This window comes from Microbulbifer mixtoriginis (SeqCode), from assembly GCF_052466695.1.
This window is the reverse complement of record NZ_CP174285.1, coordinates 1,302,345-1,318,520: the sequence shown is the minus strand read 5'-3', so window position 1 is coordinate 1,318,520 and position 16,176 is coordinate 1,302,345. Positions and strand designations below refer to the sequence as shown.

12 protein-coding genes are annotated in these 16,176 nt (G+C 47.5%); 5 read left to right on the top strand and 7 right to left on the bottom strand.

Annotated features, from left to right (window positions below):
• Positions 1-95: 95 nt before the first annotated feature.
• Positions 96-932: a DUF4349 domain-containing protein gene (locus tag ACJJI0_RS05770; protein WP_444885073.1), complete on the bottom strand. Its 837-nt coding sequence runs from the start codon at positions 930-932 to the stop codon at positions 96-98.
• A 197-nt stretch (positions 933-1,129) separates the two neighbouring features.
• Between ACJJI0_RS05770 and ACJJI0_RS05765 the strand changes: the two genes are divergently transcribed.
• Positions 1,130-1,375, top strand: coding sequence for a DUF2164 domain-containing protein (locus tag ACJJI0_RS05765; protein WP_152453703.1), 246 nt, complete (start codon positions 1,130-1,132; stop codon positions 1,373-1,375).
• 49 nt (positions 1,376-1,424) lie between these two features.
• Here ACJJI0_RS05765 and ACJJI0_RS05760 read toward each other — a convergent pair whose 3' ends face one another.
• Positions 1,425-2,369, bottom strand: coding sequence for a DMT family transporter (locus tag ACJJI0_RS05760; RefSeq protein WP_444885072.1), 945 nt, complete (start codon positions 2,367-2,369; stop codon positions 1,425-1,427).
• Between the two features lie 103 nt (positions 2,370-2,472).
• On the opposite strand from ACJJI0_RS05760, the gene ACJJI0_RS05755 reads away from it, so the two are divergent.
• Both ACJJI0_RS05755 and ACJJI0_RS05750 read left to right on the top strand, forming a co-directional pair.
• On the top strand, positions 2,473-3,378 hold the full coding sequence (locus tag ACJJI0_RS05755; protein ID WP_444885071.1) for a LysR family transcriptional regulator: 906 nt from the start codon (positions 2,473-2,475) through the stop codon (positions 3,376-3,378).
• Between the two features lie 117 nt (positions 3,379-3,495).
• Positions 3,496-4,098 (top strand): nitroreductase family protein, encoded by a 603-nt coding sequence (locus ACJJI0_RS05750; protein WP_444885070.1) that lies wholly within the window; start codon positions 3,496-3,498, stop codon positions 4,096-4,098.
• 131 nt (positions 4,099-4,229) lie between these two features.
• Here ACJJI0_RS05750 and ACJJI0_RS05745 read toward each other — a convergent pair whose 3' ends face one another.
• From ACJJI0_RS05745 to ACJJI0_RS05735, 3 genes are all read right to left on the bottom strand, one after another.
• Positions 4,230-4,694, bottom strand: coding sequence for an AgmX/PglI C-terminal domain-containing protein (locus ACJJI0_RS05745; RefSeq protein WP_444885069.1), 465 nt, complete (start codon positions 4,692-4,694; stop codon positions 4,230-4,232).
• Positions 4,695-4,813: 119 nt separating this feature from the next.
• Positions 4,814-5,320, bottom strand: coding sequence for a GNAT family N-acetyltransferase (locus ACJJI0_RS05740; RefSeq protein ID WP_444885068.1), 507 nt, complete (start codon positions 5,318-5,320; stop codon positions 4,814-4,816).
• A gap of 188 nt (positions 5,321-5,508) precedes the next feature.
• Entirely contained in the window at positions 5,509-5,838 is a 330-nt protein-coding gene (locus tag ACJJI0_RS05735) for a cupin domain-containing protein (protein ID WP_444885067.1), read from the bottom strand.
• A gap of 121 nt (positions 5,839-5,959) precedes the next feature.
• On the opposite strand from ACJJI0_RS05735, the gene ACJJI0_RS05730 reads away from it, so the two are divergent.
• Positions 5,960-6,391: a MarR family winged helix-turn-helix transcriptional regulator gene (locus ACJJI0_RS05730; RefSeq protein WP_444885066.1), complete on the top strand. Its 432-nt coding sequence runs from the start codon at positions 5,960-5,962 to the stop codon at positions 6,389-6,391.
• 1,108 nt (positions 6,392-7,499) lie between these two features.
• Positions 7,500-8,411, top strand: coding sequence for a right-handed parallel beta-helix repeat-containing protein (locus ACJJI0_RS05725; RefSeq protein WP_444885065.1), 912 nt, complete (start codon positions 7,500-7,502; stop codon positions 8,409-8,411).
• A gap of 205 nt (positions 8,412-8,616) precedes the next feature.
• Here ACJJI0_RS05725 and pbpC read toward each other — a convergent pair whose 3' ends face one another.
• The gene (pbpC, locus tag ACJJI0_RS05720; protein WP_444885064.1) at positions 8,617-10,983 is read right to left on the bottom strand and encodes a penicillin-binding protein 1C; all 2,367 of its coding nucleotides are present in this window, start codon (positions 10,981-10,983) and stop codon (positions 8,617-8,619) included.
• Complete coding sequence (locus tag ACJJI0_RS05715) at positions 10,980-16,106, bottom strand: alpha-2-macroglobulin family protein (RefSeq protein ID WP_444885063.1); 5,127 nt, start codon at positions 16,104-16,106, stop codon at positions 10,980-10,982. Before ACJJI0_RS05715 ends, pbpC begins: the two co-directional genes overlap by 4 nt.
• Positions 16,107-16,176 lie beyond the last annotated feature (70 nt).

The window sequence follows — 16,176 nt, the reverse complement described above, 5'->3', positions numbered from 1 at the left end:
CGGCTTTTTTTATGGCTTGTGAGTGAAGTCAAAACTTCTCACGAGTACTTTAGCCCATATCAAGACATGCGTGTATCTTGGGGCTATGTAAACTGCTAGGTTCTGGTTTTACGCCAAATTATGCGAATCAGATAAAATACAAATAGGGCGATAAGCATCCAGGGTAAAAGGTAGGCGATTGCAGTGATTGCTTCAGATAGCCCATCAGACAAATTTTCACCAAAATGAGATAGGGAGTCTAATATGGGACTCCAGAAAGAAGTATAAGATTTTGAGTGTAACTCAATTTCAACCACATCCATCTGAGTTCGCTTGAGCAGTTTAGCTTTTTTACCTTGTGAATACTCAATATCAGATTGTACCGATGCTAACTTTTCAGCAACCTTTATTAGAGTATCAATGTCACTCGCAGATTTTTGTTCCAGTTCTATAAGTCTCGATTGATACTGGAGTAACATTTCAAGTCGTTTTTGGCCGTCGATAATGACATCCTGTAAATCTTCTGCTTTGGTTTCCCGCTGTATCACTCCTCCTTGCTTTGATGCCAGATCAATGATTTTATCGACTCCGGTGGGGTGTATTCTAAGGTGAATCCTTCCGTAGGGCTTTTCATCATTGCGGAGACTAGAATGCAATATAGTGCATTTTTTCTCCATCTCCTGTTGGCAAAGTAATTGGAGTCTGTGGAATACAGGTTCAACTTCTTCAGCAGGTAGTTCAGCTGTCAGGAAATGTTCGTAAGCAATATACTGATCTTGTCCACCTCGATTGCCCTCTGTGATAGGTTCCGGGAACCGGATATCTGCAACCCTGTTGCTGGTGGTATGGGCATTGGGACTATATGAAGTTGTTGATCTATCACTGCTTGATTCTGAGCAGCCAGAGCTACTGCCCAATATAAGCAGGGCAAAGACGTAGTTAAAGAGTCTCATTTTGATCCCGTTTTTTAGTTAATCCGAATAGATTCGAATCTAACATTGTCCGGTTTGCTTATAAAGATATGCGTCGCTGTACATGTTGTTTACTTGGAGTCATGCATTTGGGATTCATTAAGGGTCTCAACATTTGTGTTATTCTCATATGGGGCTGAGTGTTTGTTCTAAATTTGTGTATTGATGGAAAATAGGTGATGTCGACAATAGAACTGGAAGAAAGGCGAAAGTTAGAGCTAATCGAAAAGATTAGGGGGTATTTATCTAAAGAATTTGAGTTGGAGATTGGCAGTTTTGAAGCGGAGTTCTTTATTGATTTTCTTGCAAAGGAGATGGGGGCAGGGTTTTATAATCAAGGTCTACATGATGCTCAGGTAATAGTGTCCTCTAAGTTGGAAGATATTTCTGATGCAATTTATGAAATAGAAAAGACTGTCGACTAGAAATATTGCCCCTATTGATGGCAATTTGATTCTATTGTTCTTGAGTTGTTCAGGGGTGTTTTTTCTTGGGTTTTTCTGCCTGGATAAATAACATGGCTGCAAATACTAAGATTATTCCAGGTATAAAGTTGATAGAGAATTTCGTCATTTCCAATGCTGTAGCCAATGCCAGCACAAATACCGGATTCAAGAAGCTGTATGCTGCAACTTTGGTCGCCCCGATTCTTATTGTGCTAAATTGCAGTAGGAAAAAACTGATTAATGTTGTGAATAAGGCTAAATAGAATAGCCCTCCGTAAGTTTCGACAGGTATATTCCGCCATTCTATTTGGCTTAAACTTGGGAATGAAAGCAGTAATAACCAGAGGGCGCCAAATAGAATAACCCAGAATGTCATAACCTCTGTAGGCTCCCCTGAGTGGACTCTCTTGATCAGTGGATTATACAAGCTGAGCGATATAGCACCTAAGGTGAATATCCAATCCCCTCTATTTAGATCCAGCGTTATCGCTGTTGTAATACTCCCTTCAAATACAATCCAGGCCGCACCCAATGTTCCAAGGGTAAGACCGATGACTTTGCGGGCGCTGCTACGCTCACCATTGATGATCAAGGCAAAGACGGCAGTCATTGCAGGAACGGTTGTAAAAAGGGCGCCGGTATTTACTGCTGTGGTGTATTTGAGCGCTTCAAACATACACCAGAAAAAGATAACCAATGGGATGCTGAGTAGCGCATAACCCAGTAGCTTTTTGGGGTGTGGAAGCTGAAATCCATGCTTTAAGAATATGAAGGGCGCAAATAGCCCTGTTGCAATTAAGAACCGAATCATCATCAAGCAATCTGCCGGTAACGAATCGGCGATTAACGCACCAACAGGAAATGAGCCAGCGACAAGTAATGTGCAGGCTATCATCAAGCCGTGAACCCACCACAATGATGTGCCGCTGCTTGCCGTTGCTGTAGGGTTGATACCCCTTGAAAGTTCACGCATGACTCTTCCCTCAATAAAAGCGAGATCAGAGTAACTCGTTTCTGATAAACTGATAATCCATCAATTAAGATACATACTGTTGAGAAAAAGGAAACAGTAGTTTATGGAAAGTTTTGCAGCCATACCGGTATTTGTCACAGTGGCCGAAACCGGTGGCTTTTCCCCGGCCGCCAAGTTGCTGGGGATATCCAAGTCTGCAGTTAGTAAACGGGTCAGTCAGCTGGAAGAGCAACTTGGGGTAAAACTATTGCATCGCACCACCCGCAAGCTGAGCTTGACAGAGGCGGGCGAGCATTTTTTTCAGCATGCCCGAATCGCTTATCAGGCCGCACAGGACGCTCAGGATGCAGTGACTCAGCTTCAAGGTGAGCCTCAGGGGCGCTTGCGAATCAATGCCCCAATGTCCTTTGGCAGGTTGCATTTGGCACCGCTTATCCCAGTGTTTCTCAAGCGCTATCCAAAAATCACGATTGATCTGGTGATGGACGATAAGGTGGTAGACCTGATTGGAGAGGGGTTTGATATCGCTATCCGTGGTGGTGACCTGCCTGATACCAGTTTGATTGCCCGCAAGCTGGCGCCTCTGCAAAGCGTGCTCTGTGCCTCTCCCGCGTACTTGGAAGAGTTCGGCAAACCGATCGAGCTTGAGCAGTTAACAGAGCACAATTGTTTGATGTTTACTTATTCCAGGGATGTAAAAGAGTGGAATTTTATTCAGGATAACCATCTGCACACCATAGAAGTCAGGGGTAACTACCAGGTCAATAACAGTGAAGCGCTGCGGGAAGCCATTCTCCAGGGGCTTGGCATCGGCCGCCTGCCGACTTTTGTCGCAGGAGCGGATATCAAGAGTGGTCTCCTGGTGCCTTTGTTTGAAGAATATCAAATGCCGGCCAAGACTATTTATGCCGTATTTCCGGAGCGGCAGTATATGCCTGCCAAAGTACGGGCCTTTATAGACTTTGCCATTGAGTACTTTGGTGGCGACATTCCCTATTGGGATTGTTAGTTTGTAAACTTTTTCTCAACAATCTTTTAACAAAAGAGCCCATTATCAAGCCAGGAGAAACCCAATAAGCTTTCTCTCATCGACATTCACAAGATGATTAATTGTCAGAGGGAAATTATGGACCTGTTCACTGCTGTTGAAACTCGCCGTTCGGTAAAGCATTACGATGTATCTGAAAAGATGACATCAAGTGAGTTTAACCAGCTTATCCAAGCCACAATGTTATCGCCAACATCCTATAACATTCAGCATTGGAGATTCCTGCGAGTAACAGATTCCAGGCTTCGAAGCAGACTTAAGGATGCTGCCTGGGGTCAACAGCAAGTGGAAGATGCGTCTGAGCTGATTATTCTTTGTGCAGATATAAACGCTTGGAAAGATCGACCAGAACGCTATTGGGCTGATGCGCCCAGAGAGGCGAGGAAACTTTTAGTCCCGATGCTAACTGACTTCTATAGAGATAAACCCCAATTACAGCGAGATGAAGCAATAAGGAGTTGTGGCTTAGCGGCGCAAACCATGATGCTTGCGGCAAAAGCACTGGGCTATGACACCGGCGCACTGGTTGGGTTTGACTCAGATAAAGTGGCCGAGCTTATAAACCTGCCAGAAGGTTATCTGATCGGAATGATGATAGTCGTGGGTAAGGCTAGCAAGGCAGCGAATGGACGTGGTGGCCAGTTAGCATTGGGTGAAGTGTTATTTGAAAACCAATTTTGAGCATAACTTACATACCGTAGTTTAGTATTTATGCTTGCAATCTGTAGGGCTGTTCTTGTGATCAATTATCCATATCTCCGCTAGTGGGATAATTGATCACAAGTGGATTAGAGCACAAAGTCAATTGGCGGTTATTGGGTGGGTAAAAAATGAATCGGGTAGTGAATTGTTGTTCTTCGTGTGTCGCTGGCACCGAAGTTAAATTCCTGAATCTTTGCCATTAACTGATCGGTAAACGGCTTGGAATCGAGGCTGGAGCTGGCCAATGCGATATTGGCGACTTCGCCACTAGGTTCAATATCGATAATAAATTCCGCGCCGCCTTCAAGGTCAGGGTCTTGTTTGCGCGCACTCAAGTATAAACGATAAAGCTGGCCCTTGTGTTTATCAAATACCTGCTGAATTTCTACTCTGCTACGCTCTCGCTTTTTCTTAACGGTTTTTTTAAGGGTGGCATCTGCTATGGCTGGTGGTTTTTTATCAGAGGAGCTGGCGTTTCCGCTTTGATCGACCCACTGATAAATTTCCGCGCTTGCAAGATTACTGGAGAGTGTGAGACTGATACAGAATAAGCTTTGATAAGTAAATCGGTTCATTTTTCCATTTATACTTCGATAATCTTGACCAAGTACTTAGTCTACTTTAAGTGCTACCTCTAGGGGGAGATTAGCGTATTGATTGGTTAAACCTAAGGTTCGTGAATTTTCTGTAACAATTAATCGCCAGGCTTTACAAGGTATCTTTGTACAATTTTCTCATCTGCTTCGATCTCAGAATCCAATAATCCACCACATGCCTTAATTGTATTGGCAGAGGCGGGGTTGTCTTTGTGACAGTGAATGTGAATTGTCCCGGCTTTCATTTCCTGAAGCCACTGGATCGAGAGATCCATCAGGCGTTTACCGTACCCTTTACCTCTATACTTGGGTCTGATCCCCAAACCAATGTGCCCACCGCAGTGGGTAATTCTATCGTTCAGGTAGTGGCGAATATTGGTGACACCTACGATTTCAGTTTCATCAATAAGCCATAGTGTAGAACTTGGGACAAAGCCTTCCGGTAGGTTTTTACCCTGTGCAAAGTTAATGAGCTTTTGGATGAGAGCTTCGAAGTCCGCATGATCAAAATCCATAGGAAAGGGATAGCGCTCTTCATCACCCAGCTCTTCTATATATTGCTGATAACTACCCTCATAGATTGCTGAAGGAGGTACTAATTTCAAAGCAATGCCTGGGAATTCGAGTAATGAATAGGGTGAAAGCAAAATTTAGCCTATAAAAATTAGCTGTGTAATCTCTAAAGAATTGTTAAAACATTTGAGTTGGCAGAAGGAGATAAAGGGACGGCTGTAAATGACTGCATCTTGGGCGCCCTATGCCAGGAATAGGACCCCAAGACGGTAGGAAAATATTAAGCTGCCTGAAATTTCAACAAGACAGTACATCCTGTTTCTGACTGGGGAATATGTGCTGAGCCAATGGGGTTGTGAATAAATGATCCCTCGGGATGATCGTCTCTGCCATCATTAAAGATCCCTGAAATCACAAAAATTTGTTCTGCACCGTCAATATGTGTTTCCACACCTGGGTATCTGGCTCCAGGTAGAAACTCGAAGACAGACACCCAGCTTCCTGCTTCCTCTCTCCAAAGACTTCTCTCGAATATGCCGGGAGCAACCTCCCTGGCTTCAATCTTCTTCCAGTGACTAGACGTGATGCCAGAAAAATTCACTTGATTCATAGCAGTACTCTTCCATCTTAAACAACAATATTTTGCGCGCAAAGTATTGTTGTTTAAGTTCGGGTTTACCGTCAAGTACTTTGCGCGCATAATATATAGATCTGTTCAGTGAGTAATCAAGATGACTCCAAAAGAGTTCAATCTCCAAGAGTTGGTGTGTTTTGCCTTATATTCGACAGCGAACTCTATGGTGCGTGAATACAGGCCGGAGCTTGATCAGTTTGATCTTACCTACCCGCAGTTTCTGGTGATGATGAGCCTTTGGAATGAAGACTCTGTTTTTATCAAAGAGCTAAGCCATCAGACTTACCTGGATGCAGGCACCTTGACTCAAGTTCTGAAACGCCTAGAGGCTAAAGGGTTTATCGAGAGGCAAAAGTCCAGCATGGACGAGCGGGCAAAAGTGATTGTCCTCACCCGAAAAGGGCGCGATCTAAAGCAGAAAACCTCTCATATACTTGAAGATATGGCCTGCAAGGTCAGATTAACGGCTGAAGAGCAACAGGACTTGACCGCACTGTGTCATAAAATCCAAACCCGATTACAAAAATAACTATTTATATTTTGTTAGTTATAAGAATATTCTCTTATGGTTAAAGCCCTTATTGATTGTCAGGGAGTAGGGAGAATAGGCTGCATATCATTTATATTAGCAATTTAGCCTTGTACATAAGCAACTCAATCGCCAACTCAGAAGGTCAGCCAGCTAGAGGAGCAGTTTGGGGTAAAACTATTGTATCAAACCACCCACAAGTTGAGTCTGATCAAGACTGGGAAGCATCTTTATTACCACGCTGGTATTGCCCATAAAACGGACAAAGATGTTTAAGGCGCAGTTATGGTGTTACTGGGCGGTGGCAATCGAACGATTATAGATAAACGCTCCTATGTTTTTGGGCTGAAAGCTTTGGGCTTTATAATCCCTGTACTCCTGAAGCGTTACGCTGAATTCAGTATTGATATGGCCCTTCGCGGTCAGCTTAAAGAAGCAGCTTGGAGGCATAAGAAAGAGAGCACACCTCTAAGTTGATCATACTTTGTGCAGACGTTAATGCTTGGTGTGACCGGCCGGAGCGGGACTGGGCTGATGCGCTGAAAGAGGGTTGGGGTTTACTCATGCCAATGCTGGCTGAGTTTTACAAGGGTAAACACCATCTAAAGTGGGATGTGGCCATTTTGGCGGCCAAACTATGATTTAGCTGCAAAATCTCAGGGTATGGCACTGGTGCAATGGTTGGATTTGATTCAGAGAGCGTCACTGAGTTAATCAATTTACCCGATGGTTACTTAATCGGGATGATGATAGTGATTGGAAAAACGATGAAGGTTGCGAATGAGCGTGGTCGACAGCTGCCGATAGATGAGATCTTCTTTGAGAATAGCTCTTAAGGAAGTATTAAATGGGGTTGGATTGGGATAGCGAGATCCTTAAAAATTTTAAGGATTAATCGGATGAAGCGTAATGGCAATTACAGCGCTATTTACTGGCGCTTTAGAAATTTCATTTTTCACGTCTGCCCGAAATAATAGATGCGAGATATAGCAATATTACGCCACTTATTGAAAGTCCCCAAATTTAAGAGTCAGTTTTCCATTAATATTGGATACATAAAGGACGGATCATGCCTACAATTTGCCTGTATCAATGAGAGGAATTTGATGTGAGCGTTTATTACTACAAGTTAATTATACCCTTCATCACAGCTGCTACTTTAGTCTCATCACCATTAGCTGTGGCTGTTGATTGTGGTGATGTTATTACATCACCTGAAACTTTATCTGAGACACTGAACTGTGAACTGAGCCAGGCGAATCCCTATGCGGTGAAGGTTACAGGCCCCAATGGGAGCCTTACGATGGTAGAGGGCGGGGAAATTGTTTGTGATAACCCGAACCAAGAGGGTATAGCTGGGATTTTGGTTAATGGGTTTTCCGGTGCCGTCTACGATGGGGTGATAACTGACTGCCCAGATGGTTTAAATCTTGAGGGAGATGGATTTCATACTATTGTTGGAATTATGATTTTAGACTCCCCACGAGAGGGAATTGTTATTGACAGTGACTCCAATAATATTATTGGAAATAAAATCATAGATACTGGAAATGATGATGGTATAGATGTTAGAGGAGATCGAAATCAAATTGTAAACAACTATATTGAATCAGCTGGTGATCAAGGGATTACAGTAAATGGCATGTTTACATTTGTTCATCTGAATACAGTTGTCGGTAGTAGTGATGGAGATAATGGCATTGATGTTAATGAAAGCAATACAACAGTTATTGCGAACTTTGTCACTGGTAACGCTGCTAATGGGATTGAGCTCAGTGTGGGTGTATCGAGTACTTCTGTAATGCAAAATTTAGTAATGGGGAATGGGACAAATGGCGCGCCGGATGTAGCCGGTATCAATATCGCTGGATTCAATAATGAGAATAATGTGGTCGTAGGGAATACTTCCCTTAATAATTCTGCATTCGATTTACGCGATCCTACCGATCCAACTTGTAGTGGAAGTAATATTTGGATTGGTAATACACACGTTACAGCAGAGCCTGCCTGTTTGGACTGAGACCGGGGACGCTTTTAAGTTGGGGGGAAGCTTTATAGTTTTCTGTTAAACTTTATATATTATTTCTACTTCGTTCAGGCTTGTACATGTTGATGTGTTAAAAAGACATGTCTTTTATCACTATTCCCTTAGAACTTGCCTTGGTCTCTAAAATATAGCTCCCAGTTTAAGGGTATCTGATTCACTATTAGAAAAAGTTCTCTCTTCAATCATTTGCTCCTACATATATTTCAATCCGATCCACATTCCCGCTCTCATCCAACACTGCAATTTGATGCTGCCCACTCTGTGGTGAGAGTGCAAAATTTTGAGTGCCCAATGTTTCATCCTTGGGTTCGCCGTTGATAAACCAGTAGCGTTTCCCTTGTCCTCCTATCGCGCTGAGATTTATACGTGGTAAAGGAGCGCTGTTACCGGTAGGAAGGTATTGGTTACCATTGCTGGCACCGACAATTTTCAGTGGGGTACCCGTAGTTGCGGTTGGGGCGTTACATTCGGGCGCTGTCGGTGGGATTTGTTGGTTCCGAGTTTGGTTGGTGGGCAACCAGGACTCCAGCTCCTTTGGCCACAGGGCAAGGCTTCTCTTTGTAGCAGAGGAGTCCATACAACTGGGTTTTACCCGCAAGCCCTGTTGGTTGGCAAAGAAGTGATAAGTTTGTGCAGCACGTAAAGGTTCTCCTTTTGGGGGGAGGGTTCGGGGCGCCCGGCCCTGGATAAGCCAGGCATTGCGCTGTTGGTGGCAGAGTTCATCTTCGGTTAACGACTTCTGGCCTCCTAACGGCCAGCAGATTTCTGTTTGGATTATTGATTCGGGTCTTGCCAGGTGTTGCTGCTTGTTACCTGGTAGAGATGAAATCACTGCATTTAACAATGGCGTTGCACTGATGGAGCCATAGTAGCCGGGGAGGGGGGTGCCGTCTGGGCGACCTACCCAAATTCCTACGGTATAGCTGGGGGTTACACCGATCGCCCAAGCATCGCGGTAGCCGTAACTAGTGCCTGTTTTCCAGGCAATATCTGCTTTGCTTTGCCTTACCAGATTGCGCCAGCGTCGTGAGCCACCACTGTTGGAAGCCAGCATTTCGAATGTGATCCAGGCGGCCTCTGCAGACATCAGGTACCGCTCTCGCAGTGGAGTTTCGGGTAAATAGCGGGGTGCTGCGGATAGCCCACCGCGCGCTAGGGCTGCATAAAGTCCGGTGAGTTGGTCCAGGCGGGTGCCTACGCCACCTAAAATCATGGCTAGATTAGGTTTGCCGCCGCTGGGGAATTGCAGTGAGAGGCCGGCATTTTCCAGTGTTGCTGCGAATCGGCCGGGGCCGTAGTGCTCCAGCAATTGTACGGCTGGGACATTGAGAGAGCGCTGCAAAGCGGCGGTAGCACTGACCGGGCCGGAAAAACCACGGTGGAAATTCTCTGGGCGGTAATCTCCATAAATGCGCGGTGCATCACTGAGTAAGGAAGCGCTGTGGATCAGGTCTCCATCGATTGCCAGCCCATACAGAAATGGTTTGAGAGTGGAACCGGGCGAGCGCGTGGCTCTCGCCATATCTACATAGCCATATCGACGTTTGTCACCGAAATGGGAGGCTCCCACATAGGCGCGTACAGATAAGTCGGAATTCTCCAGTACTATAACGGCGGCAGAAGTTTTCTGCGGATAGCTCTCCATATAATCGCGCAGATAGTCCTCCAGTCCACGCTGAATATTGCCGTCAATGGTGGTGATAATCACCTCTTGATCACCGATGCTTTCTACCAGCCAGCGGGATAAATGAGGGGCATTCTGTGGAAATTCCAGACGCTCCGCATAGACGTTTTCTAGCCGCGCGCGCTCGACTTCGTCTTTGCTCCAAACGCCGTAGGCCTGTAACCGGGTCAGAACTTTGTCCCGAGCTTTTTGTGCTCGATTTGGGTACCTGTCCGGTCGCAAGCGACTGGGCGCTTGGGGTAATACTGCCAGGAGTGCCGCTTCGGCGTGGGTGAGATCGGCGGAGGATTTACGCAGGTATAAACGGCTGGCGGCTTCCACGCCTTCAATATTGCCGCCGTAAGGTGCCAGATTGAGGTAGAGATCGAGAATTTCCTGCTTGCTGAAATGCCTTTCCAATTGCAGGGCGCGCAACATTTGTTTGGCCTTACCGATTAAAGTCCTGTGATGTGGATCTAGCAGGCGCGCTACCTGCATGGTCAGGGTGGAGCCACCGGAGACCACATGTCCATTGCGAAGGTATTGGCTGGCCGCCCGAACGAGCGCAAAGGGATTGATACCTGGGTGCTGATAAAAATGGCGATCCTCATAGGTGAGTAGTGCCTCGATAAATCGTGGCGCTACTTCATCTTGCGTGATGGGGTAACGCCACACGCCGCGATTATCAGCGAAGAAACGCAGTGGCTTACCATGGCGATCAGCCACTACCCGCGCAAAACCATGTGTTTCAGGCAAAGGTGGGGGGAAAATAGTATCCAGGGCCAACAATGTGACTAAAAGAAAGAAAGGTGAGATCAGCAGCACGCGAAACATACGGCTGCTGTTTTTCCATCGAGCTATCAGTGTGGCTAACAGTTTCAATGCTTGCCGATTACCCGTACTTGCGCCATTGGGTTCTTGCCAATGGAAAAGCGTTCAGGGTTATACATATCCTCCACAAAGGGAGGTGGTACCTGGTAGTGACCGGGAGTTACTGCTCGGGCGATATAAAAGAGGTTGGTGGGTTTCCACTCAGATTGATCCAAGGCTGCCACAAATCGATCATCGCGGAATTCCATGTGTTGTATATTGTCCTGGTCGTCCTGCCATTGGGCGATACTCTTACCGTCGAATTCAAGCTCATCCACTTTGACACTATCGGCGAGGTTCTGGTTTTCCAGCTCAAACCCTGCGGGTAGCAGGTCTACTGCGAGAAGATCGGGCAGGCGTCGGTCCGAGTCGATTTGCAGGCGCACCAGATAGAGTTCACCTTCCCGCACCTGAGTTGGTACTACACTTGAACCATCCAGATTATGGTAGCTGCGCGTGATTTTAACGCCTTTATCCATCACCGCTGTAGGTGCCTGTTTGCTGTAGCCATTAATGGTAATAGCAGCGAAGAGTTTTTCTATTTGACTGGTTACCTCAAATACCTCTGCAGCTTCACGACCACGGAAGAGAGTATTGTGCGGATTATCATCATTCACTTCCCGTAAACCATCAATGGTTTTTAGTAAAGCAGACCAATTTTCACCGCCATTAAGCTGTAACTGAACGCCGGCCATAAATATACTGCCTCGTTCCTGCGTGCTTAGGTACTCCCGTTCACGGAGCAGATTCACCATTTCAAACAGCATCTCTTCGGCTTTGTCGGTAGCCAAATTATGCTCCAGCAATAGGGAGATCATCTGTGCAGTATCGCGCAGGTTAGAGCCATAATCGCCGTAGTAACTAAGGCGCTTGCGCTCAGTGGAAAGGGCTTTTTGTAAGGCCTCTTGAGACAGGGTGTTATCGCCCATGGCCTGGAGAGCAATTGCCATATGTAACTGTGGTAGAGGGGATCGGGTTAAGTCAGCACCGCTTTCGTAAAGGCTGCGTAATTGGCCGAGCGAGATTTTTTGCACACGGGATAGCACATAGGCGGCATAGGAGCGGGCAGCATAAGCGTAAAAGTCAGGGTCACTACTGTAGCGCTGTTGATAAAAGCTACCACGCTCGCGGGCATATTCCTGCAGACGCTTGAGGGTGGACTCCAGGCGTGTGTTATCGAACACAATACCTTGATCACGAGCGCGCAGAAGTAAGTCGGCCACATAAGCGGTGAGCCATTGGTTCTCTGCTGATTCCGCACTCCACAGGCCAAAACCGCCGTTGCTTTTTTGCATGCTGAAGATACGTTCGATACCTGCATCGATACGTCTCGCACGCTCGATTTCGTCCAGGGGTTCGATGCCCAATTTTTGTTGCTGTAGTGGCGTTGCCATCACCAGTGGATAAACACGGCTGGAAGTTTGCTCCAGGCAGCCATAGGGATAGCGAAGCAAATTTGCTAGGTGGTCCTGAAGTTGCAATTGCGGGCGGCTATCCAGGGATACTAATGTTTGTACCGTGTCCGGCATCAGGGAATCCAGAAAAGCCTTATCCGGGCTGAAACTCTCATCCTGCTCTAGAAGACGGCGCTGGGTATGCGTGGTGGCGGGCCAGGCTGGGCGAACACCCAGGCGCCACTGGCGTTCGATGGTGATATCCTGGCTATCTTCATCTAACGCACCATTTACTCTCAGTTGGAATTCGGCTTCACCAGTGGCCTCTTTTGCGGTAATGGGGAAGCGCAAAGTCTTGCGCTCGCCATCGGCCAGCTCTAACAGACGCTCTCCCATTTCCATATCCACAGCGCCCACAGACCGCATTTCCACAGTCAGTTTCTGCGTGCGGCCGCTCAGGTTATTCAGGTCAAGCGCCAGTGTGCTGCGATCTCCGGGAGACATAAAACGGGGTAGGGCAGCTTGGGTGACTAATGGGGAGGCTACTATCAGTTCTCCTTCAGTACTGCCAAACCCCTCTTTACTGAATGACACCGCCATTAGGCGCAGGCTGCCATTGAATTCCGGCAGCTGAAGGGAAATTTTGGCTTTGCCTTGCTGATCGAATTCCACTGGCCCGGAAAATAGCGAAACGATCTGCACATCGGAATTGGGTTCTTCTCCACCACGCGCCAGTTCAGCATCTCCACCGAAACGTTGCTCCAACAGCTTGCCATTACCAGACTCAATAATTCGGTGATAGATATCGCGGACATCAACACTGTAGCGGCGCTGGCCGAAAAAGGCTTCAAAGGGATCTGGTGTTTCAAAGCGGGTGATATTGAGCACGCCCACATCTACCGCTGCCAAGGTGGTCCAGGCTGCGCCGCCATTTTTACCGATGGAGTCCAGGTCCGTGATTACGGTGGCTTCTATCTCTGAGCCGGGCAGGGCGCGTGCCGGGGCTTCCAGGCGCACAGGCAAGCGTCGGGCTTCCCGGTCCAGTGGCAAATGAGCCAGTCCGAAAGCGCGATTAGGGGCGATACGCTCATTCTTATCGGCCGGGCGCAGTGCGGTTACGGAAATATAAGTATCGTGACTGTCCCAGTCTGCTGAAATGGGAATTTCAACTTTGGTGCCCGATTTCTCTACCGATACACGCTCGGACCACAGCAATCGATCGCTCTCTACCAACACCAGCGCTTCACCGTCTGCCGGCGGCACTATAGTGAGTTGTGCTAAATCTCCAGGTGAGTATTTGGGTTTATCTAAAGATAAAGCCACGGTATCCGGGCGGGCCGCCTGGCCTTTCGCTACTTGGTCCTTACGCCACCAGTAATACCAGTCGCGCCCAGCATGGAAGCGCAGGCTGCTGGTGGCTCCGCTATTAGTATCGGTAATTTCCAAACGGTAGTGGCCATATTCCACAGGCACCGTGAGTTTCAGGGGAGTCTCTTCATTAAATTGCAGTTGGCGGCTGAAAGATTCGAACTCGGCAGTGGAGTATTCATAGTGCCAACCCTGGCTAGCGGAGTACTCCCAAAAATATTGGCGATCCTCTGAGATTAATACCGCACTGAGATTGCGGCCTGTGACCGGTTCACCTAGTGCATCGGCTACAACAATTTCGAATTCCGGTCGGCTATTGGCCGAGGGATTCTCCTTGCCAAAGTTAGGGCGAATGCCGACTACTGGATGCTCGGGCCAAACCAGAACGGGGTGTTGCCGGGTTACGGGGCGGCCGCCGGACTCGAACAGGCTCGAAACCAGATTAATTTTCAGCGGGCTCTTCGCGTGATTCCAACGGGATCGCAGCGGTAATTTGCCAAGCCCTTCAGCATCCAGCTCAATGGTGGACGCATTAAACTGGCGCGCGGGCAATCGCTCAGTGGCGTCCCCAAACAAAAACCCTTCCCATTGAGGGAAGGGTTCCCGGTAGTGGCTGACTTGTACCAGAGTTTCCAAGCGGTTGTTGGCGGCCGGAGCACCGTACAGATAGCTACCTTCAACTTCCAGTTCCAAGGCTTTATCGTGCCCCTGAACCAGGCTGCGCTCTTCACCATCCTGTAATACCAGCTTCATACGTTCCGGTAGAAACTCCTCCACCTTGAATGGGTAGCGCACTTTGCGTCCATCGGCCAATTCGACTTCCAGGCGCCAGTCACCCGTCGGAGCATTTTGAGGTAGGGGAAGCAGCTTCTCGTAGTATCCCGGCGCGCTGGCGTGCCAAGTGAAAGTACGGGCACTGGTGTTATCGGGTTTAATCAAGTCCGCCTTGATCGGTAAGTCTTTTAAATAGCGCCCGTCGTAATTGCGTAGCAGGCCGCTAACTTGTATGGATTCTGTGGGACGGTACAAATCCCGGGGACCGTACATAAAGAACTCCATCGGCCTGGAAGGGCGTTGGCCCAGCTTGAAGTCCGATAGGTCCAGCGCCGGTTCGCGCAAATCTAACAGAGAGAAATGGCCTGTATCTGGGTCTCGCGCAACAAAGAAGCGCTGGGAGTCCTCCTGCTCCTGGCTGAGCAGAAAACGAACATGCCCTTCTTTGGAGGTCGTCTGCTGCTTGATCAGTCCTCCTTTGCTATCCAGTAGCTCCACCTGGATGCCTTTCAATGCTTGACCCTCATCCAGAGAGGAAACATAGAGGTCAATGCTTTCCGGGTAGTAACGGGCATGTAAGCCCAAGTTGGAAATAGAAAAGTGGGTGACATCGAAAAGATTGGTGTTGTATACACCGGCCGGCTGCATGACAGCAACATAAATGCCTGGCTGCTTTAATGGTTCAATATGGCCTATGGAGAGATCGAAGTCTCGCTGAACATATTTTTCTTGGGTTAGATCAAAATGTGCACTGTAGACTAACTCAGCAACATTGTTCAGTGCTCTTAGCTGGTAGTAGTACCTCAGGGACTGATTGTTGACCAGACTAAGGAAGGCGGAATAGTGTTCAGGCTTCACTCTGTGAAAATGGATTTGCACCGCTTCAATGCTGACGGCAGTCACTGGTAAGCCAGGTGTTACCGTAACTGGAAATATACTGCCATTACTGGAGAAACTGATACTGGGTTCGATACGCCGAGTGTGAACTGTGTCCTTCTTTAACTTTCGTAACTCGAATCCATCCTTACTGGGCAGGCCGGGGTATATCGCTACACTGTAGCGTGTATTCGGCTTGATGTTGGTGAAGTAAAGGATCTTCTGGTTGTCAGATAAAACCCAGCCCCCATCGACATCTTCACCATTTTCCTGGGTGAGGGTTAGGTAGGAACCAAAATGGGCATTCCCCAGCAGTGGCTCAGAAAAGATCACCGCAATAGCTCGCGCATCTTTGTAGACCCGCTCACCTATATGGAGCACCGTAAGAGCACTTTCCGTTGAATCCGCAACCAGCGGCATCGTGTCGTTGTTGGAAGTAGCAGCCTGCGAAGGAGCTTCTTCACTGGACTTCCTTAGGGGTTTGGTATCGGAAGTTGTTGATCCAGTCTCACTACTAGCCTCTTTAACACTAGCCCTTGGGGCAGAGACTAATGGGGGTGTTTCTTCCTTTGAATTTTCATCACCGCTTTTGAGTGCCCCATGGGTAGATGCCTTTTCAGTAGAGGGCTCGCTCAGCTTTTCTGGCCTCTCAGGCGTGCAGGCTATAGCAACAAGACAGAGAAGAATGACCGCAATCCAACACGGTAAGCGGTGAGGGAACATGGATATTTCCTAGTTGGTGAAGAAAGTGGCGGACAATTTAGTTGGTCTTGAACGTTGTCTCAAGCTTTCG